The following is a 26906-nucleotide window of genomic DNA, read 5'->3' as shown; positions in this document are numbered from 1 at the left end:
GGAAATCTGTGGTAGCCCTTCGGGCAGGCCATACGGGGATGACACAAGCAAGAAGCCCAAGTTGAGTTGTGTCCTCCTCGGTGGACTGCCGCTTGCCGGCTCCGCCGAAGAACCCGCGCTGCGCGCGGTGTGGGTGGTGGTGGCGGTGGTGCTGGCCGTATATGCAGCGGTTCCCCGGCCGGCGGAGGCGTTGCCGGACGGGGAACCGCTTTTCAGGGTTGGGGTGTCACGGGGTCAGGAGCAGGCCGTGCCGTTCAGCGTCGCTGCTGAGAACGGGGGCGTTGTTCCGTTGTAGTTCGCGTTGTAGCCGACGGTCGTTTGACCGCCGGTCGCGAGCGTGCCGTTCCAGGACGCGTTGGTCACCCGGACTGTGTCGCCGGTGTCGGTCCACGTCCCGTTCCAACCCTGTGTGACGGACACTCCCGGGGCCGAGAACGTGAGGACCCATCCGTCGATCGACGGTCCCCGGTTCCCTATCACGATCTCGCCGGTGTATCCGCCCGACCACTGGCTGACCACGCGGTGGGTCACCGTGCAGCCGTTGCCGGGGTTGTTGTTGCTCGTCGTTGTAGTTGTCGTTGTTGTTGTTGTCGGGCCGGCTGCGATGGCCAGGTCGTAGGCCCGTTGGGGTACGAACTGGCCGGCCGGGGCCAGGCAGCCGTCGGCCTCGCCGGGTAGCTTGACCCACAGGAAGGCGGCGATGGCGCTGTCGCCCGTGTTGGTCGTGCTGGGGGTGCCGATCGCGCGACCGGGCGGGTCGCACCACTCGGTCCCCTGTGGACCCTTGCCGTTGCGGCTCGTGTCGACGACAGCCTTGAGCCTGCTGTCGCCCAGCTGGCCCAGGATGGCCTTGGCGTAGGCGACCTCGTCGGACGTCCACCGGTAGTTCGAGACGTTCAGCGAGATGCCGTCGGCGATGTTCGACACGTCCGCCGCCCGGAGCCTGGACGCCGCTTCCGAGGCGCTCAGCCACGCCGAGTTGCCGATGTCCAGGTACACCTTGGCCTGCGTCGAACCGGACTTGAGCTTCCGGCCCGCGTAGGCCAGCGACGCGCGGGTCTCGCTCTGCTGCTGCTGGCTCTGGCAGTTGGTCATGATCGGCAGGACGTCCGGCTCGAGCACGATCGTCGCCGGACGGCCCGCCAGGCCCGCCGCCACCTCGTCCACCCAGGCGCGGTACGCCGAGTGGGAGGGTGCGCCGCCGCCGCTGGCGCCGCCGCAGTCCCGGTTGGGGACGTTGTAGACCACCAGGATCGGGATCTTGCCCGCCGAGGCCGCCGCACCCACGAACGAGCTGACCTCACCGCGGACGGTGGAGGTGTTCGTCGTGGTGTACCAGCGGGCCTGGGGGACCGAGGCGATCCGATCGCGGATGACCGGTGCCCGTGAGTCGCCGGGGTTGGCGGCGACCCACTTCGCGCTCGAACTGGCCGGGTCGACGTAGAACGCCGAGTCGGCCGCGGTGGCCGTGGCGCTCACGGAGAGCGCCACGGCACCGGACACGAGCGCGATCGCCAGGACCGCGGTCGCCGTCTTCCTCATCGTCGTGTTCCTTAGAGGGCCGGGTAGGCGTTCTGCACGAGGGACGAGAAACCGGCCGGGAACCACGAGCCGGCGTGCGGCGCGCCCGGCATGGCGCCGGTCAGGTTGCCGCCGTTGGCCTGCTGGTCGCCGCGGTAGTTCGGGTCGCACATCGGGTCGTGCTGCTTGCCCTCTTCGTTCGGGCCGTCGGTCTTGGTCGCGATGCCGTCGGACTCACCCGGGGGCTTGACCCAGATGTAGGCGTCGAAACCGGTGCGCGGAGCGGCCGTGGGTCGGGCGCCGATGCCCGCGGCGGCCTGGTTGCACCAGTTGCCGCGGTGCAGCTTGCGGTCGATGCGGCCGGAGTTGACGTACGCGTCCGCCGTGGTGCCGCTCGCGCCGCTGGGCCGGTTGGGGCCGCCCCAGCCGTTGCGGGAGGTGTCGATCATCATGCCGATGGTGCTCGGGAAGCCCGCGGCGATGAACCGGTTGCGCATCTCCGTGCCGAAGTCGGCCTCGTCGAAGTACGGGTTCCACTGGTAGTAGTTCGCCGCCTGCAACTGGGTGCCGTTGATGTTCAGCGACGGGTCGGGCAGGTGGATCTCGTCGGTCGGCGAGGTGTTGGCCATGTTCGACACGAAGCCGTCGACGCTGTTGACGCCCTTGGTGGTGCCCTTGATCGTGTTGGAGATCAGCGTCACCGCCGGGCCCATGTTGGAGCTCCAGCCCAGCCACCCGGAGTGGGCGATGTCCACGTAGTTGTAGACGTTCGGGATCGCGCTGAGCTTGTTCAGGGCGTACTGGATGCCCTGGACGTAGGCGCCGCTGGAGTTGGCCTCCGCGCACTTGGGCTTGGCCAGGTTGGTGACCAGGTTGGGCAGCGAGTCGGGCTCGACGATGTTGACGATCCGCAGGCTGCTGTACTTCGGGTCGGCCAGGATCGCCGCGATCGGGTCGATGTACTCGGCCTTGTAGCGGGCCAGGCCGTTCTCGCTGACCTTGAGCTCGCCGTTGGAGGCCAGCGCCGCGCAGTCGCGGTTGGGCAGGTCGTAGACCACGACCTGGATCACCACGGGCGTGGTGCCGCCGGCGGCCTGCCGCAGCGCCTCGTCCAGGTGGCCCCGCAGGCCGCGGCCGGCGGTGATGGCGCCGATGCGGTCCATCCACACGGCGGTGGAGTACTGGGCGACCTTGCGCATCGCGGTGCCCAGGGTGCCGCCGGTGGCGTCGGCCGTGGCGTTGACGTTGGCGACGAAGTCCGGGTTGATGTAACCCTTGGCGCCCACGTACGGGTTGTCCACGTGCACGCCGGGGTCCGGCGGGTTGCTGTCCGTGGTCGTCGTCGTGGTCGTGGTGGTGGTCGTCGTCGTGGTGGTCGTCGTCGTGGTGGTGGTTTGGTCACCGCCACACGTGACACCGTTGAGCTTGAACGACGTGGGAGCGGCGTTCGAGCCCGAGTAGGAGCCGTTGAAACCGAAGCTCGCGCTCCCGCCCGAGGGCAGCGAACGCGCCCAGTCGGGGTTCTTCGCGGTCACGTGCTGGCCGGACTGGGCGAAGGTCGCACTCCACCCCTGGGTGACCTTCTGGTTGCCCGGGAAGTCCCACTCGAGGGTCCACCCGTTGGAGATCGCGTCCCCGGTGTTCTTGACCGTGATGTTGGCCGTGAAGCCGGAGTCCCACTGGTTCACCTGGTAGTCGACCGCACACGCGGGAGCCGCGCCGGCCGTGGACGTTCCCAGGACCAGCAGCCCCGAAGCCAGGGTCAGGGCGGCGGCAGCGGCGCCGCCGCGGGCCAGAGTCGTTGGTTTCATTCAGGGTCCTCGTAGCGTCGTTGCTGTGTAGAGGTACGGGTACAGCTGGTCTGGGAGCGCTCCCAGACGTCCGGTCGGACAAGCTTCGCGCACACACCGGAATGCGCCCACCGCGGCGGTCTCGGGCGGCGGGGCCGTGGTTGGACGACCCCTGCGAAAAATCGACTTCGGCGCCAATGTAGCCACGCCGCGACGAGGGAGTCAATCGCTCGCAAGCTGCTAAAAATGTTAGCGCTAACTTTAGCTGGTTCACATTGACGAAACGTGCCTGGTCAGCCCGAAGGCCTTCCACGTGGGAAATGGGAGCGCTCTCTGGCTTGTCGTGGACTGTTCGGGCTAAGCGCCGCAGCCGGGTACTGAAGCGCTCTTGTGAGCGCCCACATGGGCTGTCACACTTCCGAGTCGACAGGTCCCGGGAGCCCGCCGCCCCGGGCATTTCGCCGTTGTTTGGGGAAAGCGGGGAACATGCGTCCGACATCGAGGTCGGTACCGGCGGCCTTGGCCGCACTGGCGGCACTGGTCCTGACCGCGACCGGGCTGAACGCGGTCGTGGCACCGACACCGGCCAAGGCCGACAACCCGATCGTGCAACACCTCTACACCGCGGACCCGGCGCCACTGGTCCACAACGGGCGGGTCTACCTCTACACCGGGCACGACGAGGATGGCTCGACCTGGTTCACCATGAAGGACTGGCGCGTCTGGTCCTCGGCCGACATGGTCAACTGGACCGACCACGGCTCGCCCATGAGCATCGCGACCTTCAGCTGGGCGTCCAAGGACGCCTGGGCGGGCCAGGCCATCGAGCGAAACGGCAAGTTCTACTGGTACGTGCCGGTCGTCAACCGCGCCACCGGCCGCATGGCCATCGGCGTGGGCGTCGCCGACAGCCCCACCGGCCCCTTCCGCGACGCCCTGGGCCGACCGCTGGTGGAGAACGGCGAGATCGACCCGTCGGTCATGATCGACGACAACGGCCAGGCGTACCTGTACTGGGGCAACCCGAACCTGTGGTACGTCCGGCTCAACGCGGACATGATCTCCTTCAGCGGCGGCCCGACCCAGATCCCGCTCACCACGGCGGGCTTCGGCACCCGGACCGGAGACGCCGCCCGGCCGACCCTCTACGAGGAAGGCCCGTGGGTCTACAAGCGCAACGGCTTGTACTACAACGTCTTCGCGGCCAAGTGCTGCTCGGAGTTCATCGCCTACTCGACGTCCCCCGGCCCCACCGGACCGTGGACCTACCGCGGCACGATCATGCCCACCCAGGGCAGCAGCTTCACCAACCACGCCGGGATCATCGACTTCAAGGGCAGCTCGTACTTCTTCTACCACAACGGCGCCCTGCCCAACGGCGGCGGTTTCACCCGCTCGGTGGCGGTGGAGAAGTTCAGCTACAACGCCGACGGCTCCATCCCGACCATCAACATGACCTCCGCCGGGGTCCCGCCCGCCGACATCCTGAACCCGTACGTGCGGCAGGAAGCCGAGACGATCGCCTGGGGCAGCGGGATCGAGACCGAGCCCGCCGGTGAGGGCGGCATGAACATCGGCTGGATCGAGAACGGCGACTGGATCAAGGTCAAGAACGTCGCCTTCGGCGCCGGCGCGAGGTCGTTCACCGCCCGCGTGGCCTCGACGGTGGCGGGCGCCTCCGTGGAGGTCCGGACCGGCAGCCAGACGGGGACCGTGGTGGGGCGCTGCACCGTGCCGAACACCGGCGGGTGGCAGAACTGGACGACCGTGACCTGCCCGGTGAGCGGGTTGACCGGCACCCGTGACCTGTACTTCCGGTTCGCCGGGGGCAGCGGCTACCTGCTCAACATGAACTGGTGGCAGTTCACCGCCTGACCCGAGGACATCCCTGCCGCGGATGCGGCGGCAGGGACCAGTGCCCACCCCGCTCCCGTGTCGACGGGAGCGGGGTGGGCACTTTTGTCATCAGGGGTTAGATGAACCGCCACAGGTGGTCGTTGGTGCCGTTGTCGTCCCACAGCACGACCTGGGCACCGCGGGCGGTGGACGAGAGGGCCAGGACACGGCCACCGTTGCCGCACTGCACGCGGAAGTAGCCGTTCGCCCCGTACCGCAGCCGCCACCGGTGGTCGGTCGTGCCGTTGTCGGACCATTGCACCACGCGGGCGCCGTTGGCGTTCGCCGCGTTCTCCACGCCCAACACCTTGCCGCTGTGGGAGTTCCGCAGCCGGAACCAGCCGTCCGGGTCCAGCACGGCGGTCCACAGGTGGTCCGCGGTGCCGTTGTCGTCCCACTGCACCACCAAGCCACCGTCCGCAGTGGACATGTTCTGCACACCCAGGACAAGGCCGCTGGCCAGGTTCTGCACGCGCCGGGCGCCGGTGGGCACGAACCGCCAGCGGTTGTCGGCGGTGCCGTTGTCCGGATCCTGCACCGCCTGCGCACCCGCCGCGGTCGAACCGTTCAGGATGCCCAGGAGCTTGGCGCTGTTGCCGTTGCGGATCTTGTGGGTGCCGTCGCCGTTGTCGACGATGGTCCACTTGTGGTCCGCGGTGCCGGTGTCGCTCCACTGGAGAACGCGCGCGTTGTCCGCAGTGGACATGTTCTCCACGCCCAACACCTTGCTGCTGTTGAGGTTCCGCAGCTTCACGGTGCCGCCATCGGAAGGCACCAGCTCCCAGTTGTGGTCGGCGGTTCCGGTGTCGTTCCACTGCAACGCCAGGCCACCGTCCGCGGTGGACATGTTCTGCACGCCCAGGACCAGGCCGGTGCCCGCGTTGAACAGCCGGTAGCCCCTCGCCGATCCACCGGACGAGCCGCTGGTGCTCCAGTAGACGGTGTAGTTGTGACCGTGAGCGTCGTAGAACGGCCCGAGGTTGACCGTCGCCCCGTCGGCACGCGCGGTGAAGGCCAAGCCCGACGTGCGGGTGATGGACGAGGTGTCCAGCACGGGCAGCCTGCTCAACGCGGTGTTGCCGTAGTTGCCCGACAGCACGACCGGCCCGTAGGTGACGGCGACGACGGCCGGGTTGTCGTTGGAGGGCTTCACCGCGACCTGCATCGGCAGCCGGACGGTGACCACGTCACCGGACGTCCACGACCGGTTCAGCTCGGCGTACGTGCCGGGCGATGCGGTCACGCCCTGGGCGACGCCGTTCACGCTGATCGTGGCCCCGCTGGTCCACGCCGGGATGCGCAGGCGCATGGTCCACGTCCCGCCCGCGCTGCCGGTCACGGTCAACGTGGTGGTGTCCGACACCGGGAAGGTCGTCGCCTGCGTGACGGTGATCCCCCGCTGCGCCCACGTCAGCACCGACGGCGTGTACAGGTTCACCGTCAACGTGGTGCCGTTGTGGAAGTAGACCGAGTTCGCCAACGCCGTGTTGACCTCCAGCGCGGTCCCCTGGCAGCACCAGAACGTGCCGTAGTCGGTGCTCCAGTTGCCGCCGCCCCACGCGGGACCGGTGTTGCCGCGCCGGTGCCCGGGGTTGAGGCCGGTGAAGTAGCAGATGTGCCCGTGCGGGTCGGCCGTGTTCTGCTGACCGATGAGGTGGTTGAGCAACGCCCGCTCGTAGAAGTCGAAGTAGGCGGCGTTGTTCGGGTCGAGCAGCCACAGCTCGCGGGTCAGCTTGAGCATGTTGTAGGTGTTGCACGCCTCGCACGTGTCGGTGTTCAGGTACGCGGCGATGGCGTTGGGCCTGCGGAAGTGCTCGGCCTGGCTGTTGCCGCCGATGACGTAGGTGTGCGCGGCCACGGTGATGTTCCACGCGTTGGTCGCGATGTCGCGGTACCGGGTGGTGCCCGTGGCCTTGTACTCGCGCGCCGCGCCGATCCACTTCGGCACCTGCGTATTGGCGTGCAGCCCGTCGAGCCGGTCCAGGTTGCCCGCCAACGGGTCGAACACGGCGGCGTGGTCGAACCGCTGCGCCGCCGTGAGCCACCGGGAGTCCCCGGTCTGCTGGTACAGGTCGGTCAGCACCGCGTTCATGCCGCCGAACTCCGTGCCCAGCACGCGCTGCATCACGCTGTAGGACAGCCGGGCGGTGCGCCAGTCCACCCAGCCGGCGAACCGCAGCAGCACGTCCCGCGCCTGGGTGTTGCCGATGTGGCGCCACACGTCCAGCAGGCCCGCCAGCGTCTTGTGCAGCGAGTAGTACGACACCGACTTGGGCGAGCCCGCCTCCATCGCGTCGAAGTCGGACTCCGGGAAACCGGACAGGTAGCCGGTGTTGAACCCGGCCGCCGCGTTGTTGGCCTGGCACTTGGCCAGCTCGGCGACCATGTAGTTGGCCCGGTCGCGGCACGTGGTGTCGCCCAGCACGGCCCAGGCCTGCGCCCACGCGCTGAGGAAGTGGCCCTGGCTGTGGGTGCGGAACGGGAAGTCCGGCGCTTCCCACCCGCCCAACGGCGCCGCGCCGGCCGTGGACAGCCGGTGGTTGGCGCGGAAGTTGTACAGCAGCCGGTTGACGTCGATGAACTTCAGGTACGTCAGCGTCCGGCTCTGGTTCTCCATCCACCGGCCGGTGGTCAGCCGCACCTCGCCGAGGTCGAACGGGTGGGCCGACACGCCGAGGTCGCTCCGGACCGGCGGCACGCTCGCCGCCGCGGCGGACCCGGGGACCAGGCCCGGCACGGTTGTCGCGACCGCCGCGACCCCGACGGCTTGCAGGACAGTACGACGGTTCAGCGATGACGACATGCGGCGCTCCAATGCGTCGGGTCCTGGGCAGCAAGGTAGCCACCCGCCGAGCGCGGAGTCAACGCCCAATGTTCGCGCTCACAACGAGAAATGCCAGCTCAGGTGCCAAGCAAGACGGCAATCGGCGGATTGTTGTGAGCGCGAACATTGGTGCGTGCTAGAGCGCGGTGAGGCGGAACCCGGCCAGGCGGAAGTCGCCGTGCAGGGTCAGCCACAGGTCCTGGACCCCGGCCGCCACCGCCTCCGGGAGGTCCGCCGCGACCGTCGTCCAGTGGTAGGCGTCGCCCGTGGTCGGCACGTCGAGGACCGCCAGGGAGCGGTCGGCCAACCGGAACTCCAGCCGGGCCTCTCCCCCGCCGCCCGCCCGTGCCACCTCGGCCTCGACCCGCACGGCACCGGTGAGGTCGGACGCCCGGAACAGCAGGGTCGCCGGGTGTTCCGGCGCCGTCGGGGCGACCGCGTCGCCGCTCTCCCGGGTGGCGTCCACCAGGGTCGCGTTCGCGTAGTCGTCGAAGTCCACCGCCGAGGTGCGGTGGCCGACCACGCGGCGCGGGGCCGGCGGCGGACCGGTCACGGTGAGGGTGGCGGTCAGCCGGGCGTCCTCCGCCGACCGGGCCGCCACGATCTCGTACACGCCCGGGTCTACCGTGAAGGCGCCGGTGGCCACGTCCCAGTGCGCCAGGCGGTCCACCGGCAGGTCGAAGGACAGCGGCCGGCTCTCGCCCGGGGCCAGGGTCAGCTTGCGGAAGTCGACCAGGCGCAGCCGCGGGGCCTCGTAGCGCGGGTTCACCTCGCGGACGTAGAGCTGGACCACCTCGCTGCCCGACCGGGACCCGGTGTTGGTCACCGTCAACGAGACCTCGACCCGACCGTCCGCGCCTACCTCCACAGTGGACAGACCGAGGTCGTCGTAGGCGAAGTCGGTGTAGGACAGGCCGTGGCCGAACGGGTAGAGCGGCGCGGCGCGGTGGTACTGGTAGGTCCAGCCCGCCTTCACGATGTCGTAGTCCAGCGGGTCGGGCAGGGTGTCGTCGGCCCGGTACCAGGTCTGCGGGAGGCGACCCGACGGCTCGGCGTCGCCGTGCAGGACGGCCGCCAGCGCGCGGCCCGATTCCTGCCCGCCGTGGGAAGTCCACACCACGGCGGGCAGGTGGTCTTCGGCCCAGTCCACCGCGTACGGGTAGCTGCTCATGACGACCAGGGCCGTCTCGGGCCGCTCCTCGGCCACCGCGCGCAGCAGGGCTTCCTGCGTCTCGGGCAGCGTGATCCCGGTGCGGTCCTCGGTCTCGCGGCCGTTGATCAGCGGGTGGTTGCCCAGGACGACGATCGCCACGTCGGCGGCGGCAGCGGCGGCACGGGCCTCGCCGACGCCGTCGCGCAGCAGCTCGCGGTGCCAGCGCTCGGCGGTCTCGGGCGTCTCGGCGGTGGTCTCGACCCGCCCGTCCTCGCCCAGGACCGCGTACCGGCCGGTCATGACGTTGCGCAGCAGCACGGTGTCGCCGTCGACGGCGGGGTCGGGCTCCAGCCGGAAGGTCTGGTGCACGAACCAGAACTTGATCACGTCCTTGTCGAGGGCCACCACGTCGCCCTCCGCGCCCAGGTAGCGGCCGGTCTCCGCGCAGCGCAGGGTCAGCACGCCATCGCCCCACTCGACGACGTCGAAGGACGTGCCACCCAGCATCTCGCCGGTGCTGCGCGAGCGCAGGGCGATGCGGTCCGAGCCCTCCACGCACACCACCTCGCCGCCGCGGTCGCGCAGGCCCGCCGCCACGGTGACCTGGTAGGGCATGGTGCCGCTGTACCAGTCCTCGAACAGCGCGTCGGACAGCGGGCCGATCACGGCCACGCGCGGCGTGCGGAACCCGTCCAGCGGCAGCAGGCCGTCGTTCTTGAGCAGCACCACCGACTCCGCGGCGGCGCGCGCGGCCAGCGCCCGGTGCTCGGGGTGGTCGATCACCTCGGGGCCGATGCCCGCGTACGGGTCCAGGTCCGGGTCGAACTCGCCCAGGCGGAAGCGGATCGCCAGCTGCCGGCGCACGGCGCGGTCGATGTCGGCCTGGTCGATCAGGCCGCGCTCCAACGCCTCCCGCAACCGGCCGATCGGGATTCCGCTGTCCTCGCCGTGGTCGGTGAAGCTGTCGATGCCGGCCTTGAGCGCGGCGGCGTGCGACTCGGCGTGGTCGTCGTAGTAGTGCTCCGGGTCGACCAGGTTGGACGGGGCCTCGGCGTCGCTGACGACGAACAGCTCGTGTCCGGTGCCCTCGGCCCAGCGCCGCAGCTCGGTCTCCAGCAGCGGGCTGACGTGGCACGGGCGGCCGTTGACCAGGTTGTAGGCGGCCATCGCGCCGGTCGCCGCGCCGGAGGCCACCACCGGGCGGAACGCGGCCAGGTCGTACTCGTGCAGCACGCGCGGCCGGACGCCGGAGGAGGTCAGGCAGCGGTCGTCCTCGTTGTTGTAGGCCAGGAAGTGCTTGAGCACCGGGGCCGCGCGCAGGTACCGCGGGTCGTCGCCCTTCAGGCCGCGGCAGAAGGCCTCGCCGAGCCGCGCGGTGTGCAGCGGGTCCTCGGAGTAGCCCTCCTCGTTGCGGCCCCACCGGGGGTCGCGCAGCAGGTTGAGCACCGGGGCCCAGGCCTGGAGGCTGTTGACGCCGGACCCGATGACGGGCGGGCGGTGGTAGTGGAAGGCCCGCAGCTCGACCGAGGTGACCTCGGCGACCTGGCGCACCAGCTCCTCGTCCCAGGTGGCGCCGAGCCCGACGGCCTGCGGGAACACCGTGGCCGGGCCGAGCCACGCCACGCCGTGGAGGGCTTCGCTGCCGGTGCGGAACGCGGCCACGCCCAGGCGCGGGACGGCGGGCGAGTACTGGTGCAGCATCGCGAGCCGCTCGTCGGGGGTGAGCCGCGCGAGCAGGTCGTCGACGCGCTTGTCCAGCGGCAGGGCGGGATCGCGGAAGGGCAGCCGCTCGGGAGCGGACACGGACGAGGCACTCACGTGGCAAAGACCCTTCGGGTTGAGTTCAGTGAAGCGCTTCGACGATGGCATGAGCACACATGTGTGTCAATTGGTCATGCAGGGCAACATTTTTTCGCAAACTGCCCCTTGCCGTGGCGTGGGTCACGCCCTAGTCTCGCCCCATCGTTCAAGCGCTTCGACAAGGCATCACCGCTTCGACACTCACTTCAACGGAGAAGGGCAGCCCCGCATGGGTATCGAGTTGAACCGCAGGAGGTTCCTGGGCATCACCGCCTCGGTCGCGGGCATCGCGGCGGCGGAGGGCCTGCTGACCGCGTGCGGCGGTGGCGGCGGCCAGCGGGCGGTCGGTGCGAACGGCGAGGCCCTCAAGGCGGCGCTGCCCGACTACGTGCCGAGCGCGCTCCTCAAGCCGGACATCCCCTCTGTGGCCGGCGGCCCGGACGTGCTGACCGACCCGGGGTTCCTGACCTACCCGTCCAACCGGGTGGCGACCGTGTCGGGCGTCCCGGGCAACGGCGGCAGGTACTCGGCCGTGACCCCGCTGTGGGGCACCGTCCCGCCCGCGGACAACCAGTTCTACCAGGCGATGAACAAGGCCCTGGGCGTCACGCTGGACATGAAGCCGGCCGACGGCAACAACTACGCCACCATCGTGCCGACCATGACCGCCGCGAAGAAGCTGCCGGACTGGATCCAGCTGCCGCTGTGGTGGGGCTCCAGCTTCAACCTCGGTGGGCTGGCCGGGACGCAGCTGGCGGACCTGACCCCGTACCTGGCCGGCGACAAGGTCAAGAAGTACCCCAACCTCGCGGCCCTGCCCACCGGCGCCTGGCGGGCGGGCGCCTGGGGCGACAAGCTGTACGGCATCCCGACGTCGTCGACGGGCTTCTCGATCGCCGGGACGACGTTCTACCGGCGGGACATCTTCGAGGCCAAGGGCATCACCGCCGACCAGGTCAAGTCCGCCGAGGACCTGATGAACCTGGGCAAGGAGCTGACCGACCCCAAGGCCGGCGTGTGGGCCTTCGACGACGTCTACCGCTACATCTACACCCACTTCGGCGCGCCCCTGAAGTGGCGGGTCGACAACGGCAAGCTCGTCCACGTGTACGAGACCGAGGAGTGGTTGGCGGCGGTGGACTGGTGCTACCGGCTCGCCAAGTCGGGGTACATGCACCCGGACGCGCTGGCGGGCGACAACGCCAACGCCGGCACCCGGTTCTACGGCGGGAAGACGCTGATCGGCGGCGGCGGCCTGGGCACGTGGAACCTGGCCGACCACCTGTCGGGCACCGCGGCGAACCCGAACTACCGGCGCGGCGCGTTCGACGTCTTCGCCGCGGACGGCAAGAGCAAGCCCGTCGTGTACATGGGCGAGGGCGCGCGGATGCACAGCTTCCTCAACATCAACCTCAAGCCCGAGCAGATCGAGGAACTGCTGGCGGTCGCCAACTACCTCGCCGCGCCCTACGGGTCGGTGGAGTACACGCTGGTCAACTTCGGTGTCGAGGGCGTGCACCACACGGTCGACAACGGCGTGCTGAGGGCCACGGAGGCGGGCCAGAAGGAGGTCCAGGCTACGACCTACCCGTTCCTGGCCTCGCCGGGCAGCATCGTCCAGAACCTCGGCGCGGACCAGGTCACCAAGGACTACACGGCCTGGCAGGCGGCCAACGTGAAGGCGCTGACCAAGCCCGTGTTCTGGAGCATGAACGTCAGCATGCCGCAGGCCCAGTCCACCGCGGACGCCGCGCAGCAGGTCGAGGACACCCTCAAGGACTGCTACCACGGCAAGAAGACGGTCGACGACGTGAAGGCCGCGGTGGCGAGCTGGAAGTCCGGTGGCGGTGATCGCCTCAAGCAGTGGATGACCGAGAACGTGCTCGACAAGTTCGGCACCGGCCAGTGACGGCGCCACGCACGCAGCGGTCCGGGACCGGGTGGCGGGTCAGGCTGCGCCGGGACCGGTCGCTGCTGCTCATGACGTTACCGGCCGTGCTGCTGCTGGTCGTGTTCAACTACGTGCCGCTGTTCGGGCTGGTCACCGCCTTCCAGGAGTACGACCCGCTGATCGGCGTGTGGTACAGCGAGTGGGCGGGGCTCTACCAGTTCGAGCGGCTGTTCGCCGACCCGCTGTTCTGGGGCGCGCTGACCAACACCCTCTACCTCAGCTTCGTCCAGCTCGTGCTGTTCTTCCCGATCCCGATCGCCTTGGCGCTGCTGCTGAACTCCGTGCTCAGCACGCGGGTGAAGAACTTCATCCAGTCCGTGGTCTACCTGCCGCACTTCTTCTCGTGGGTGCTGGCCATCACGATCTTCCAGCAGATGCTCGGCGGTGCGGGCGCGCTCAACCAGTTCCTGCGCAGCAACGACCTGGCCACCTGGGACGTGATGACCAACCCGGACACCTTCGCGCTGCTGGTGACCGCGCAGGTGATCTGGAAGGAGGCCGGCTGGGGGATCATCGTGTTCCTCGCCGCGCTGGCCGCCATCAACACCGACCTCTACGAGGCGGCGGCGGCCGACGGCGCGGGGCGGTGGCGGCGGCTGTGGCACATCACCCTGCCCGGCCTGCGCGGGGTGATCGTGCTGATGCTGGTGCTGCGCCTGGGCAACGCGCTGACGGTGGGCTTCGAACAGCTGCTCATCCAACGCGACGCGGTCGGCCACGACACGGCCGACGTGCTGGACACCTTCTCGTTCTACTACGGCATCGCCACCGGCGATTACAGCTACGGCGCGGCGGCGGGGCTGTTCAAGAGCGTCATCTCGCTGCTGATGATCTGGGGCGCCAACAAGCTGGCACACGCCTTCGGCGAGGACGGGTTGTACCGCAGATGACCCAAACACTCACACCCCGCACCACCGCGGACACCGAACCGGACGCGGTGCGCACGGCACCGCGTCGCCCGAGGCGCGGCGGGCGCGCGCCGTGGGAGGAACCGCCCACCGTCGCCGGTCAGGCCGGCAAGGGCCTGACCCTGGGCGGCGTCCTGGCCGTCATGCTGGTCCCGCTGTGGATCGTCGTGGTGACCAGCCTGTCCACCCAGGGCGCGGTCAACCGCGCCGGCGGCCTGGTCATCTGGCCCACGGAGCTCACCTTCGAGGCCTACCGGGTGATGCTGGAGGACGCGACCGTGCGCACGGCGCTGCTGGTCAGCCTCGGCATCACCGCGGTCGGCACCCTCCTGTCGATGGCCGTGTCGATCATGTGCGCCTACGGCCTGTCCCGCTCGCGCTCGCTGGGCCACCGGTTCCTGCTGGCGCTGCTGGTGATCACCATGTTCGTCAACGGCGGCCTGATCCCGACCTTCCTCGTGGTCACCGGCCTGGGCGGCTACGGGGAGTGGTGGTCGCTGATCCTGCCGGGCGCGGTGTCGGTGTTCAACATCCTCATCCTGCGGTCGTTCTACTCCTCCACCTCGACGGACCTGATCGAGGCCGCGCGCATCGACGGCGCGGGCGACTGGCGCATCCTGTGGTCGATCGTGCTGCCCACGTCCCGGGCCGTCACCGCCGTGATGGCGCTGTTCTACGGCGTGGGCTACTGGAACTCGTTCTTCAACGTCATGCTGTACATGCCGACCGACAGCGAGAAGTGGCCGTTGCAGTACGTCCTGTACACCTACGTCAACCGCGGCAACGGGCTGCCCGGCTCGGTCAACGCGGGGTTCGGCACCCAGTTCGCCCAGACCGCGCCCCTGTCGTTGCAGATGGCGGTGGTCGTGCTGACCCTCGTCCCGCTGCTGATCGTCTACCCGTTCGTCCAAAAGCACTTCCGCACCGGCGTGCTCACCGGCGCGATCAAGGGCTGACCCGGCAGACTCTACGGTCCGGCCGGAGTTGTGCCGGACGAAGTTTCCAGGAGCAGGAGCATCACGCATGGTGACACTCGCCGATGTGGCCAGGCACGCGGGCGTGTCCGCGAGCACGGTCAGCTACGTGCTCAGCGGCAAGCGCACGATCTCCGAGGAGACCCGGCGCCGCGTCGAGCAGGCCGTGGCCGACCTGGGCTACCACCCCAACGCCCGGGCTCGGGCGCTGGCCGCACGGCGGTCGCACATCATCGCACTGGTGGTGCCGCTGCGCTCGGACGTCTACGTGCCGATCATGATGCAGATCGCCATCTCGGTCACCATCGCGGCCCGGCAGCACGGCTACGACGTGCTGCTGATCACCAACGACGAGGGGCCGGAGGGCGTGCGCCGGGTCGCGTTGAGCGGCTTGGCGGACGGCGTGATCCTCATGGACGTCGAGCTCGACGACAAGCGCATCCCGGTGCTGCGCGAACTGGGCACCCAGGCCTCGCTCATCGGGCTGCCCGACGCGCGCAAGGGCCTGTCGTGCGTGGACCACGACTTCGCCGCCGCCGGCGCGATGTGCGCCGACCACCTGGCCGACCTGGGCCACAAGGAGGTCGCGTTCATCGGCTACGGGTCGGGGGTCTACCAGCGGCACGCCGGGTACGCCGAGCGCACCCTGGCGGGCTTCCAGCGGCGGGCGGAGGAACGGGGCCTGCGGTTCGTGCACCGGCCGTGCGAGGGCACCTACGAGAGCACCGCCGGGACCCTGGCCCGCATCCTGTCCGACCGGCCCGACACCACCGGGTTCGTGGTGCAGAACGAAGGCGCCATCGGGCCGCTGCTCAGCCTGCTGCGGCTGAGCGGGCGGACCGTCCCCGAGGACGCCTCGGTGGTCGCGCTGTGCCCGGAACTGCTCGCCGAGCAGTACGCGCCCAGCCTCACCGCCGTCACCGGCCCGGCGCAGGAGTTGGGCCGGGTCGCCGTCGAGCACGTCATGAAGCGCATCACCGCCGCCGGCCGGGGCCAGCGCCCGGACGACGAACTCGTCCTGCTCAGCCCCGTGCTGACCGTCCGCGAGAGCACCGGTCCCGCCCCCAAGCGGGACCCCGAGACCTGACCTTCCCCTGCGGCGCGCGAGGCCCCACGCGGTGTGGGGTCTGCTCCGCCGTGCCCGAAAACACCGCGTAGGAGCAACCGCAATGCACCACCGCGACCACGGCACCGCCTTGGCGCCGCCCAGCCTCCCGCACTCACCACCCGATCTCCGGGGCTCGCTCCCCGACCTTCCGGGCGCGCCGCCCGACCTCCCGGGCTCGCTCGCCGACCCTCCGGGCTCGCTCCGCGACGAGCCGCCGACCGATGCCCACGAGCACCACTCCGGCGCGCGCGAAGCCCACCTCTCCAAGCAACCCCGGCTAGCCGCCGGCCATCCGGACTCCACGGCCGGCCACTCCAACCCCACCGCCGGCCACACCGCTCCCACCGCCGCGCACTCCGACCTCACCGCCCGCCGGCCCGACCCCACCGCGAGCCAGCCCAGCCCAGCCGCCGGCCGGCCCAACGCCGCCGCCAGCCGAGCGAGTGTCGCCGCTAGCCGAGCGAGTGTCGTTGGCGGCCGGGCGGGTCTCGTTGGCGGCCGGGCGGGTCTCGTTGGCGGCCGGGCGGGTCTCGTTGGCGGCCGGGCGGGTCTCGTTGGTGCCGGGCGTGGCCTCCGGCCCCCGAGTCGATCGTCGCACGGGGTACCGACAGTCCACGCGGGCGCGGCGCGGGAGGCGGCATGGGTCTGACCGATCGGCTCGGTGGACTCGCCTTCGGTGGCGACTACAACCCCGAGCAGTGGGACAAGGGGGTCTGGGCGGAGGACGACGAGCTGATGCGCCGGGCCCGGGTCAACCTGGCCACGGTCGGCGTCTTCTCGTGGGCGCTGCTCGAACCCGAGGAGGGCCGCTACGACTTCGGCTGGCTCGACGACCACCTCGACCGCCTGCACGCCAACGGGGTCGCCGTCGACCTGGCCACCCCGACCGCCTCGCCTCCCCCGTGGTTCACCCTGGCGCACCCCGACGCCCTCCCGGTCGGCCCGGACGGGACCCGGCTCGTCCACGGCAGCCGGGACACGTACTGCCTGGCCGCCCCCGCCTACCGCGCCGCCGCCCGCGGCATCGCCGACGCCCTCGCCCGGCGCTACGGCGACCACCCGGCGGTCGCGCTGTGGCACGTGCACAACGAGTACGCCACCTTGTGCTGGTGCGACCACACCGCGGACGCGTTCCGGGGGTGGCTGCGACACCGGTACCGCGGCTTGGACGCGCTCAACGACGCCTGGGGCACCGCCTTCTGGAGCCAGCGCTACGGCGACTGGGACCAGGTCCTGCCGCCGCGCGCGACCCAGTGGCACCACAACCCCGGGCAGACCCTGGACTTCCGCCGGTTCCTCTCCGACCTGGCCCTCCAGGCCTACCGCGACCAGCGCGACGCGATCCGCGCCCACAGCGACCGCCCGGTCACCACCAACCTCATGCTGCCCGCCTACCAGAACCTGGACCTGTGGGCGTTCGGCCGCGAGGTGGACGTCGTGGCCATCGACCACTACCCCAGCGGTCCGGGTCTCGACGCGGCGGCGGACACGGCGTTCGGCGCGGACCGGGCGCGGTCCTTCGGCGGTGGACGGCCGTGGCTGCTCATGGAGCAGGGGCCCAACACCGTGTATGCGGGTGGTCGGACGCTCGCGAAGGAACCGGGCGATATTTTGCGCCACAGTCTGTCGCACATCGCACGGGGGTCCGACGGCGCGCTGTTCTTCCAGTGGCGCCAGTCCAAGGCGGGCGCGGAGACGTGGCACTCGGCGATGGTCCCGCACGCCGGACCGGACAGCCGGATCTTCCGGGAGGTGACCGAGGTCGGCGCGGTCGTGGAGCGGCTGCGCGAGGTCGCCGGGTCCACCGTCACCGCGCAGGTCGCCGTGCTGCACGACTCGGACGCCTGGTGGGCCTTGAGCGTCGACGGCCTGCCTTCCTCCGAACTGAACTACCACACGACCCTGTGGCGGGCGCACCGCGCGCTGTGGGAGTCCGGCGCGGTGGTCGACTTCGCCCACCCCGAGCACGACCTGTCCGGCTACCGGCTTGTGCTGGCGCCCGCGCTGTTCCTGCTGTCCGACGCCGCCGCCGAGAACCTGCGCGCTTACGTCGAGGGCGGCGGCACGCTGCTGGTCCAGCACTTCGCGGGCGCGGTGGACGAGCGCCTGCACGCCCGTCTCGGCGGCTACCCGGCGCCGGCGCTGCGCGAGGCCCTCGGCGTGCGGGTCGAGGAGCTGCGACCGCTCGCGCGCGACGAGCGGATCACGTTGTCGGACGGCACGAGCGCCACGACGTGGAGCGAGATCGTGCGGCTGGAAGGGGCCGAGACCGTCGTCGCCTACACGCACGGGATGCTCGCCGGCAGCCCCGCGCTGACCCGCCACGACCACGGTTCCGGCCGGGCCTGGTACCTCTCCACGGTCCTGGACACCGCCGACTACACCGCCCTGGTCGGCCGCCTGCTGGCCGACGTCGGCGCCGAGCGGGAGTGGCCGCCCGGGGTCGAGGCGGTCACCCGCGGCCGGTGGCTGTTCCTGATCAACCACGGCACGGAGTCCGTGCCCCTCCCCCGCCCCGCGCACGACCTGGTCACCGACCGGGTCGTGGCCGACCTCCCGCCCGGCGGCTGCGCCGTGCTCGTCGCCGACGAGGAGAGCTGATGTCCTCCGCCTTCACCAACCCCGTGCTGCCCGGCTTCCACCCCGACCCGACCGTCTGCCGGGTCGGCGACGACTACTACCTCGCCTGCTCCAGCATGGAGTACTTCCCCGGCGTGCCGATCTTCCACAGCCGCGACCTCGTGCACTGGACGCAGATCGGCAACGCCCTCGACCGCCCCGACCAGCTCGTGCTGCCGCTGGACAGCCCGTCCTCGGCCGGTGTCTACGCGCCGACCCTGCGCCACCACGACGGCCGGTTCTGGCTGATCACCACCAACGTCAGCCGCCAGGGCAACCTCCTGGTCACCGCCACCGACCCGGCCGGGCCGTGGTCGAAGGCGGTGCCCCTGCCCGACCTGCCCGGCATCGACCCCGACCTGGCCTGGGACGACGACGGCAACTGCTGGTGCACGATCGCGGGCGTCGCGCAGGTCCGCATCGACCCGCACACCGGGCGACTGCTGGGCACCCCCGAACGCATCTGGTCCGGCGGTCCGGGCGCGAAGGCCCCGGAAGCGCCGCACCTGCACCACATCGGCGAGTACTGGTACCTGGTCATCGCCGAGGGTGGCACCGAACGCGGCCACGCCATCTCGGTCGCCCGCGCCCGCACACCGCAAGGCCCGTTCGAGCCGTGCCCGGACAACCCGATCCTCACCCACCGCGGCACCGACCACCCCGTGCAGAACACCGGCCACGGCGACCTGGTGCGGGGACCGGACGGCTCGTGGTGGATGGTGCTGCTCGGCGTCCGGCCGGGCGGCGGCACCCCCGGCTGGCACGTGCTGGGCCGCGAGACGTTCCTCGCCCCGGTCACCTGGGTGGACGACTGGCCGGTGGTCGGTGAGCCGGCGCTGGAGTCGACCGTGCCGTGGCCGCTGGAGCCCGGACCCGTCCCGCCCGTGCGCGACGACTTCGACCTCCCGACACTGCCGCCCTCCTGGATCTCGGTGCGCGACCGCCGCGAAGAGCACTGCACGACCACCGAACGCCCCGGGTGGCTGACCCTGAACGCGCGCGGGGAGTCCCTGGACGACCTCGACGTCGTCTTCGTCGGCCGCCGCCAGCAACACCTGTCCTGCCGCGCCCGGACCCTCGTGGACGCGAGCGAGGGCGCCGGCGGCCTGGCGGTCCGGTTGGACGAGGAGCACCACTACGAGATCGAGGCGAGCAGCGGCGGGGTACGGGTGATCGCGCGCGTCGGCCCGCTCAAGACCGTGGTGGCCTCCCGCGCGGTGCCGGACGGTCCGCTGGTGCTGGGCGTGGACGTGTGCGCGCGCAAGACGCTCAGCGACGCCCGCACCGGCCCGGACACCATCTCCTTCGGCGTCGAGGCGCCCGACGGCACCTTCACCGCCCTTGCCACCCTGGAGGGCCGCTACCTGTCCACCGAGGTGGCGGGCGGCTTCACCGGCCGGGTCATCGGCGTGTACGCCGCCGAGGGCACCGCGCGCTTCGACTGGTTCGACTACACCGCGCTGGACTCCTGAGCCCGGAAGGCCGCCATGCCCGCACTGCCCCCGCGCGTCCTGTTCGGCGCGGCGTACTACCACGAGTACCAGCCCCACGACCGGCTCAAGACCGACCTGGACCTGATGGTGGAGGCCGGGTTCACCGTCATCCGGGTCGGCGAGTCGGTGTGGTCCACCTGGGAGCCGGAGAACGGGCGCTTCGACCTCGACTGGCTCCAGCCGGTGCTGGACGGCGCGCACCAGCGCGGCATCGCCGTCGTCCTGGGCACCCCGACCTACGCCGTACCGCCGTGGCTGTCCCGCCAGCACCCCGAGATCGCCGCCGAACACGCCACCGGGCAGCGCATCGGCTGGGGCGCCCGGCAGGAGGTGGACTTCACCCACCCCGCGTTCCGCTTCCACGCCGAGCGCGTCAGCCGGGCGATCCTGGCCCGCCACGCCGAGCACCCGGCGGTCATCGGCTTCCAGGTGGACAACGAGCCGGGACTGCGGCTGCCGCACAACCACGGCCTGTTCCAGCGGTTCGTGGACCACCTGCGGCGGCGGTACGGGACGGTCGAGGCGCTCAACCGGGAGTGGGGCCTGGTCTACTGGTCGCACCGGCTGTCCACGTGGGCCGACCTGTGGACGCCGGACAACAACGCCCAGCCCCAGTACGACGTGGCCTGGCGGGCGTTCCAGGCCCGCCAGACCACCGAGTTCGTCGCCTGGCAGGCCGGCATCGTGCGCGAGTACGCCCGGGACGACCAGTTCGTCACCACGTGCCTGTCCTACGGGCACCCGGCGTTCGAGGACGACGAGCTCACCGACGCCCTCGACGTCACCGCCGGCAACCCCTACTACGACCTCCAGGACGGCCTCGCGCTGCCCGACCGCACGCCGGACACCCTGGAGCAGGGGTGGAAGACCACCGGCGTGTGGGCGCTGCACCAGTACGCGGACCGGATCTTCTCCTCCCGCCAGGAACCGTTCCTGGTCACCGAGACCGGCGCCCAGGCCATCAGCGGCACGCACGACAACCGGCCCGGCTACGACGGGCAGTGGCGGCAGGCGGCGTGGGCTCTGGTCGCGCGCGGCGCGCGGATGGTCGAGTACTGGCACTGGCACACGCTGCACTTCGGCGCGGAGACCCACTGGGGCGGCGTCCTGCCGCACAGCGGGCGGCCCGGCCGCGTCTACGCCGAGATCGCCCGCTTGGGCGCGGAGTTCGACACCGCCGGCGGCCTGGTCGCCGGGATCGAGCCGGACGCGGACATCGCGCTGGTCTACTCGATGCCCACCCGGTGGCTGATGGAGAAGTACCCGCCGCTGGCCACCCCGGACGGCCGCCCGGACCCGGCCGCGTACCAGCGCATCCTCGACCCGTTCTACCGCGGGGTGTTCGACGCCGGCCGCCAGGCCCGCATTATCCACGCCCGCCGACTGCACGACTCCGCGCCCGAGGACGCCGCGCGCAAGCACCCGGTGCTCATCGCCGCCGGCCTCTACCTCGCCGACGACGAGACCCTGGACTGGCTCGCCGCCTACGCGCACGCCGGCGGCCACCTGGTCCTGGGTCCCCGCACCGGCTACGCCGACCACGAGGCCCGCGCCCGCCCCGAGCCCGCCCCGCCGCGACTCGTGGACGCCGCCGGCGTCTGGTACGACGAGTTCAGCAACCTCTCCGCACCCCTGCCGCTGCGCACCCCGGAGGGCAGCCCGCTCGACCTGCCCGCCGACGCGACGGCGACGCACTGGGTCGAGGGTCTGACCACAGTGGACGCCGAGGTGCTCGCCGAGTACGTCCACCCGCACTTCGGCCGCTGGCCCGCCGTCACCACCCGCCCGCACGGCGCCGGGCACGTGACGTACGTGGGCACCGTGCCAGGGCGCGCCCTGGCCAAGTCCCTGGCCTCCTGGCTCGCGCCGACCCCGGTCAGCGGGTGGACGGACCTGCCCGTCACCGCCACGGCCGCCACGGGGACCTCACCGGACGGCCGCCGCGTGCACGTCGTGCACAACTGGTGTGCGGACCCGACCGAGGTCCCCGTGCCCGGGGACCTGACCGACGTCCTGTCGGGGGAGGTGGTGCCGGCGGACCGGCCGCTGCACTTGGGCGCGTGGGACGTGCGCGTCCTCACCGGCCCCTGAACCCCGTTTCCCAACCCGAAGACCCCGCCGCAACCCAAACCCTGACTCAATGGAGAGCGCAATGTTGGGTAAAGTCATCCGAGCCACGGCCCTGGCCGCCTCGACCCTGCTCGCGGTCACGCTGGCCGCACCCACCGCCCAAGCCGCCACCTGGTCCTCGTCCGACAAGTGGGGGACGTGGTCCAACGGCGGTTACACGGTCCGCAACAACGTGTGGGGCAGCGGCGTCGGGTACCAGTCGATCTGGGCGAATTCCTACAGCAACTGGGGTGTGTGGGCGAACCACCCGAACACCGGTGGCGTCAAGTCCTACCCGCACGCCGGCAAGAACATCGGGCGCCCGCTCAGCCAGATCGGCGGCATCAGCAGCAGCTTCAACGTCAGCGTGCCGAACGCCGGCGCGTACACCACCACCTACGACATCTGGGCGCAGAACAACGCCTACGAGATCATGGTGTGGATGAACAAGGTCGGCCCGGTGGGCGCGATCGGCAGCTACCAGACCACCGCGTGGGTCGGCGGGCACAACTGGGACATCTACCGCGGCTCCAACGGCCACAACCAGGTGTTCTCGTTCCTGCGCCAGGGCAACACCTCGGCCGGCACGGTGGACATCAAGGCCGTCCTGGACTGGATCCGGGCCCGCGGCTGGTACGGGGACGTGACGGTCGGCGAAGTGCAGTTCGGGTACGAGATCACCTCGTCCAGCGGCGGCATGGACTTCCGCACCAACAGCTTCTCGGTGTCGAACTGGTGAGCTGAGCAGTAAAAGATTCGCCGCCCCGCACCCACGCGGGGCGGCGATTCTCATGTGCGGGTCAGACCCGCCACTGCTGGTTGGTCCCGCCCGTGCACGCCCAGAGCTGGAGCTTCGTGCCGTTGGCCGTGCCGTAGCCGGCGGCGTCCAGGCACAGGCCCGATTGGACGTTGGTGATGGTGCCGTTGCTGTTGACGTTCCACTGCTGGTTCGTCCCGGTGTGGCAGTCCCAGATCACGACCGGGGTGCCGTTCGCCGTGCCCGACCCGGACGCGTCGAGGCACTTGGTGCCGTAGACGACCAACTGCCTGGAGGCGTTGCGGTTCCAGGTCTGGTTGGTCCCGGTGTGGCAGTCCCACAGCTGCAACTGCGTGCCGTTGGTGGTGGTCGAACCCGGGACGTCCACGCACCGGCTCGACGGGACGCCGACGATCCGCCCGCCGGTCGGCGTGGTCGGGTCGCCGATGCTGCCCGGCACCGCGCGCAGCGCCTCGTACCACTTGGCGGCCATCTTGTCGTAGCCGCCGGCGGTCGGGTGGACGCCGTCGATCAGGTCGGCGGTGGTCAGCGCGGCGTGCATGTCGACCAGGCGCACCCGCTTGCCCGCGTTCACCTTGCTCTGCACCATGCCGGGGATCGTCGCGTTGAACGTGCGCGCGGCCGACTCCTGACCGGAGTTGGACAGCGGGATGATCGTCGCCACGAACACGTCCGCGTTCGGCACCGTCGCGGTGATCTTGTCCACCAGGGCCGACAGCCGGCCCGGCGCGCCGGAGACGTTGTAGTTCTGGAGGATGTCGTTGGTGCCGATGTGCAGCAGCACCGTGCGGGGGTTGGTGTTGCGCAGCCAGGTGACCACGTTGGCGTCGATCTGGTCGATGCGCCAGCCGGGGTGGCCCTGGTGGTCGTGGTCGCCCAGGGACGCCGGTCCGTTGAACTGCGAGCCGACGAAGTCCACGCGGTAGCCGCCGCTGCCGAACCGCTGCCACAGGCCGATCCGGTAGCCGCCGGGCACCTGCGTGCCCTCGGTGATCGAGTCGCCCAGGGGCATCACCCTGGTCCCGCCGTTGGATTCCGCGTGCGCGGGCGCGGAGGGCAGCAGCGCGGCGGCGACCAGGGCGGCGGCGCAGGCGGACAACCGCCGTAACCGTGCACGCATCAGGTTCTCCCTCATCGTCGAGGTTGGCGATGTTAACGCTAACAGTTGACTGGAGCGCCTGATCCGGTGTCAAGCGATCGACCACTTGAGATGGTCGTCCCCGCAGCGGGCGAGCCGGTCGCCATTGACGGCATACGTCATACGAGTTACGTTTCCGTCACGCTGGCGCCCTCCTCTACCAGGACCCCTGCGCCCCACCCCCTCGAAGCGGACCGGCGCCTGCCCCGCGCACCACCCGACACCCGAGTGCGACGTCGGGGCCACCGCCACCCCGGACGCCTCGGGTGCCGACCGACAACGACGTCAGGAGGGTCCCTTGTCCCCATCCACCCGTCCCCCGAGCCGAGGGCGGTGGCGGGCGACCGCCGCACTGGCGGCCCTGGCCGCCGCCCTGGTCACGCCTCCCCCGACGGCCCTGGCGGCCACCACGACGCTCTACGCCTCCCCGTCCGGCACCGGCACGGACTGCTCGGCCACCCAGCCCTGCTCGCTGTCCGCCGCCCAGGCCGCGGTGCGGTCGCGGGTCGCGTCGATGGACGGCGACATCGTGGTGCAGCTGGCCGACGGCGTGTACCGGCTGTCCCAGCCGCTGCGGCTGACCGACGCCGACTCCGGCCGCAACGGCTACCGCGTGGTGTGGCAGGCGGCGGCGTCCGCCCGACCGGTGTTCAGCGGCGCCCGCGCGGTGACCGGCTGGACGCAGGTCGACGCGGGCCGCAACATCTGGCGCGCGAGCGTCCCCACCGGCCTGGAGTCGCGGCAGCTGTACGTGGACGGCGCGATCGCCACCCGCGCGCGCACCCAGGTCAACCGGGCGGACTTCTCCTTCGCCACCAACGGGATGCGCTTCTCCAACACCGCCCTGAACTACCTCAACAACCTGGCCGACCAGGGCCGGGTCGAGGTGGAGAGCGTCAACTCCTTCACCGACCGCTACTCCGGCGTGCAGAGCATCAGCGGCAACTTCCTCACCATGCGCCAGCCCGCGTGGAACAACAACACCTTCGGCTACGACACGCTGACCAGCCCGCACCGCGCCGGGCCGTTCTACCTGGCCAACGCCTACGAGTTCCTCGACTCGCCGGGCGAGTGGTACATCCGGCCCTCCGCCGGGCACCTGTTCTACATCCCCCGGGCCGGGCAGGACATCAACACGGCGAAGGTCGAGCTGCCCACGGTGCAGTCGCTGGTGCAGGTCGGCGGCACGTACGACGCGCCGGCCCACCACATCACGTTCAGCGGCGTCACCTTCACCGGCACCAGCTGGCTGGGCCCCAGCAGCGACCAGGGCTTCGTCGACCAGCAGACCGGCGCGTACATGGCGGGCAACTGGAACTGGCCGGCCGACCGGCTGACCTCGTGCCAGAACGGCTGCACCCAGTTCGAGCAGACCCGGCCGAACTGGTCGCAGATGCCCGCGGCCGTGCAGGTCTCCGCCGCCAACAACGTGACCTTCACCGACTCCCGGTTCGTCAACCTCGGGCAGACCGCCATCGGCATCGGCAACGACGCCAACGCCCACGGCTCCGGCGTCGGCCTCGGCGCGGCGAACATCACCGTCACGCGGTCCGAGATCGCGTTCAACTCGGCCGGCGGCGTGATCGTCGGCGGCGTGCGCGCCGACGCCCACCACCCGAGTGACCAGCGGATGGTCAACAAGGACATCACCGTCAGCTACAACCGCATCCACGACCTCGGCATCGAGTACCGCGGCAACGTCTCGGTGCTCAACACCTACGTCAGCACGGCCACGGTGTCGTACAACGAGGTCTACAACATGCCGTACAGCGGCATGTCCATCGGTTACGGCTGGGGCGCCAACGACGCCGGCGGCAACAACAACTACGCCAACCGCGGCCTGTACAACTACCAGCCCCGGTACACCACGGCCACCACGGCGTCCAACAACCGGTTGATCGGCAACTACATACACGACGTCATGCAGCAGATGAACGACGGTGGCTGCATCTACACGCTGTCGTGGAACCCGGGCGCGCAGATCAATCAGAACCACTGCCAGCGCACCAACGGGTACTTCGGCGTCTACTTCGACGAGGGGTCGAAGTACTACAGCGTGGTCAACAACGTCTTCAACGCGACCGGCACCTGGGCCACCGCCAACTACTGGGGCGGCGAGAACATGGGCAACTGGACGCTGCGGGACAACTGGTCCACCAACGGCAGCACCAACGTCACCAACGGCGACCGCGGCAACGTGGTGACCGGCAACATCACGGTCACCAACGGCAACTGGCCCGCCGGCGCGCAGACGGTCATGGCCAACGCCGGCCCCGGCGGCACCACCCCGACCGGCTCGATGATCGTCGGCGGCCAGTCCGCCCGGTGCGTCGAGGTGTCCGGTTCGGGCAACGGCACCCAGGCACGGCTGTGGGACTGCAACGGCGGCACCAACCAGCGGTGGACCCAGTCGGGCAGGCAGCTGATGATCTACGGCAACAAGTGCCTGGACGCCTCCGGCGCCGGAACCACCAACGGCACCGCGGTCATCATCTGGGACTGCCACGGCGGGACGAACCAGCAGTGGAACGTCAACGCCAACGGCACCATCACCAACGCGCAGTCGGGCCTGTGCCTGGACGCGAGCGGCAACGCGACGGCCAACGGCACCCTGATCCACCTGTGGACCTGCCACGGCGGTTCGAACCAGCAGTGGAGCCTGCGCAGCTAGACGAGTGATGCGCAAGTCGGGAGGGCAGAGGCGCAGGCGCACGCTCTTCGCCTCTGCGCCTCTGCACAGCCCTTCGCGCCCCGCACAGCCCTTCGCCCCCGCAGGGCGCGCGCTTTTCGAAGGGCTCGCGCAGCAGACCTCCCGACTTGGGCTTCTTCCGTCATCCCCGTATG

At 70.6% G+C, this 26906-nt stretch carries 15 protein-coding genes; 10 read left to right on the top strand and 5 right to left on the bottom strand.

The features are described 5' to 3' along the window. Positions 1-234: 234 nt before the first annotated feature. Positions 235-1542 (bottom strand): glycoside hydrolase family 6 protein, encoded by a 1308-nt coding sequence (locus tag WBN91_RS30710; protein ID WP_337729419.1) that lies wholly within the window; start codon positions 1540-1542, stop codon positions 235-237. A gap of 11 nt (positions 1543-1553) precedes the next feature. Further along, positions 1554-3332, bottom strand: a complete 1779-nt coding sequence (locus WBN91_RS30705) for a glycoside hydrolase family 6 protein (RefSeq protein ID WP_337727731.1) — start codon at positions 3330-3332, stop codon at positions 1554-1556. A gap of 465 nt (positions 3333-3797) precedes the next feature. Between WBN91_RS30705 and WBN91_RS30700 the strand changes: the two genes are divergently transcribed. Further along, positions 3798-5186, top strand: a complete 1389-nt coding sequence (locus WBN91_RS30700) for a glycoside hydrolase family 43 protein (protein WP_337727732.1) — start codon at positions 3798-3800, stop codon at positions 5184-5186. 97 nt (positions 5187-5283) lie between these two features. Here WBN91_RS30700 and WBN91_RS30695 read toward each other — a convergent pair whose 3' ends face one another. After that, positions 5284-8010, bottom strand: a complete 2727-nt coding sequence (locus WBN91_RS30695) for a beta-L-arabinofuranosidase domain-containing protein (RefSeq protein WP_337727733.1) — start codon at positions 8008-8010, stop codon at positions 5284-5286. A gap of 157 nt (positions 8011-8167) precedes the next feature. Beyond that, the gene (locus WBN91_RS30690; RefSeq protein ID WP_337727734.1) at positions 8168-11002 is read right to left on the bottom strand and encodes a glycoside hydrolase family 3 C-terminal domain-containing protein; all 2835 of its coding nucleotides are present in this window, start codon (positions 11000-11002) and stop codon (positions 8168-8170) included. A gap of 211 nt (positions 11003-11213) precedes the next feature. Here WBN91_RS30690 and WBN91_RS30685 point away from each other — a divergent pair, with 211 nt between their 5' ends. From WBN91_RS30685 to WBN91_RS30650, 8 genes are all read left to right on the top strand, one after another. Beyond that, a complete protein-coding gene (locus tag WBN91_RS30685) occupies positions 11214-12893 on the top strand; it encodes an ABC transporter substrate-binding protein (protein WP_337727735.1) in 1680 nt (559 codons plus the stop codon). Further along, positions 12890-13825 (top strand): ABC transporter permease, encoded by a 936-nt coding sequence (locus tag WBN91_RS30680; RefSeq protein WP_337727736.1) that lies wholly within the window; start codon positions 12890-12892, stop codon positions 13823-13825. The genes WBN91_RS30685 and WBN91_RS30680 overlap by 4 nt, the downstream gene beginning before the upstream one ends. After that, positions 13822-14799, top strand: a complete 978-nt coding sequence (locus WBN91_RS30675; RefSeq protein WP_337727737.1) for a carbohydrate ABC transporter permease — start codon at positions 13822-13824, stop codon at positions 14797-14799. Before WBN91_RS30680 ends, WBN91_RS30675 begins: the two co-directional genes overlap by 4 nt. A 67-nt stretch (positions 14800-14866) precedes the next feature. Then, a complete protein-coding gene (locus WBN91_RS30670; protein ID WP_337727738.1) occupies positions 14867-15904 on the top strand; it encodes a LacI family DNA-binding transcriptional regulator in 1038 nt (345 codons plus the stop codon). 660 nt (positions 15905-16564) lie between these two features. Beyond that, the gene (locus tag WBN91_RS30665; RefSeq protein WP_337727739.1) at positions 16565-18526 is read left to right on the top strand and encodes a beta-galactosidase; all 1962 of its coding nucleotides are present in this window, start codon (positions 16565-16567) and stop codon (positions 18524-18526) included. Next, on the top strand, positions 18526-20016 hold the full coding sequence (locus WBN91_RS30660) for a glycoside hydrolase family 43 protein (protein WP_337727740.1): 1491 nt from the start codon (positions 18526-18528) through the stop codon (positions 20014-20016). Before WBN91_RS30665 ends, WBN91_RS30660 begins: the two co-directional genes overlap by 1 nt. 15 nt (positions 20017-20031) lie before the next feature. After that, positions 20032-22128 carry a beta-galactosidase gene (locus tag WBN91_RS30655; protein ID WP_337727741.1) on the top strand — a complete coding sequence of 699 codons (2097 nt, stop codon included), beginning with the start codon at positions 20032-20034 and terminating at the stop codon, positions 22126-22128. Between the two features lie 64 nt (positions 22129-22192). Next, positions 22193-22885: a glycoside hydrolase family 12 protein gene (locus WBN91_RS30650; protein WP_443217827.1), complete on the top strand. Its 693-nt coding sequence runs from the start codon at positions 22193-22195 to the stop codon at positions 22883-22885. A 61-nt stretch (positions 22886-22946) separates the two neighbouring features. Here the strand turns inward: WBN91_RS30650 and WBN91_RS30645 are convergent, their stop codons facing one another. Then, positions 22947-24044, bottom strand: a complete 1098-nt coding sequence (locus tag WBN91_RS30645; protein WP_337727743.1) for a ricin-type beta-trefoil lectin domain protein — start codon at positions 24042-24044, stop codon at positions 22947-22949. Positions 24045-24360: 316 nt separating this feature from the next. Here WBN91_RS30645 and WBN91_RS30640 point away from each other — a divergent pair, with 316 nt between their 5' ends. Continuing rightward, entirely contained in the window at positions 24361-26733 is a 2373-nt protein-coding gene (locus WBN91_RS30640) for an RICIN domain-containing protein (RefSeq protein ID WP_337727744.1), read from the top strand. The last annotated feature ends 173 nt before the right edge of the window (positions 26734-26906 follow it).

Origin of the sequence: Saccharothrix sp. CCNWYY140 (genome assembly GCF_037401995.1) — a bacterium.
In the GTDB taxonomy this organism is placed as follows: domain Bacteria; phylum Actinomycetota; class Actinomycetes; order Mycobacteriales; family Pseudonocardiaceae; genus Actinosynnema.
The sequence above is the reverse complement of the archived record's forward strand: the minus strand, read 5'-3'. Positions and strand labels throughout refer to the sequence as shown.

Bases quoted from the DNA above. Each gene is read 5' to 3' on its own strand.
- WBN91_RS30710 (WP_337729419.1), bottom strand. From the start codon at position 1,542: ATGAGGAAGACGGCGACCGCGGTCCTGGCGATCGCGCTCGTGTCCGGT.
- WBN91_RS30705 (WP_337727731.1), bottom strand. From the start codon at position 3,332: ATGAAACCAACGACTCTGGCCCGCGGCGGCGCCGCTGCCGCCGCCCTG.
- WBN91_RS30700 (WP_337727732.1), top strand. From the start codon at position 3,798: ATGCGTCCGACATCGAGGTCGGTACCGGCGGCCTTGGCCGCACTGGCG.
- WBN91_RS30695 (WP_337727733.1), bottom strand. From the start codon at position 8,010: ATGTCGTCATCGCTGAACCGTCGTACTGTCCTGCAAGCCGTCGGGGTC.
- WBN91_RS30685 (WP_337727735.1), top strand. From the start codon at position 11,214: ATGGGTATCGAGTTGAACCGCAGGAGGTTCCTGGGCATCACCGCCTCG.
- WBN91_RS30675 (WP_337727737.1), top strand. From the start codon at position 13,822: ATGACCCAAACACTCACACCCCGCACCACCGCGGACACCGAACCGGAC.
- WBN91_RS30670 (WP_337727738.1), top strand. From the start codon at position 14,867: ATGGTGACACTCGCCGATGTGGCCAGGCACGCGGGCGTGTCCGCGAGC.
- WBN91_RS30665 (WP_337727739.1), top strand. From the start codon at position 16,565: ATGGGTCTGACCGATCGGCTCGGTGGACTCGCCTTCGGTGGCGACTAC.
- WBN91_RS30660 (WP_337727740.1), top strand. From the start codon at position 18,526: ATGTCCTCCGCCTTCACCAACCCCGTGCTGCCCGGCTTCCACCCCGAC.
- WBN91_RS30655 (WP_337727741.1), top strand. From the start codon at position 20,032: ATGCCCGCACTGCCCCCGCGCGTCCTGTTCGGCGCGGCGTACTACCAC.
- WBN91_RS30645 (WP_337727743.1), bottom strand. From the start codon at position 24,044: ATGCGTGCACGGTTACGGCGGTTGTCCGCCTGCGCCGCCGCCCTGGTC.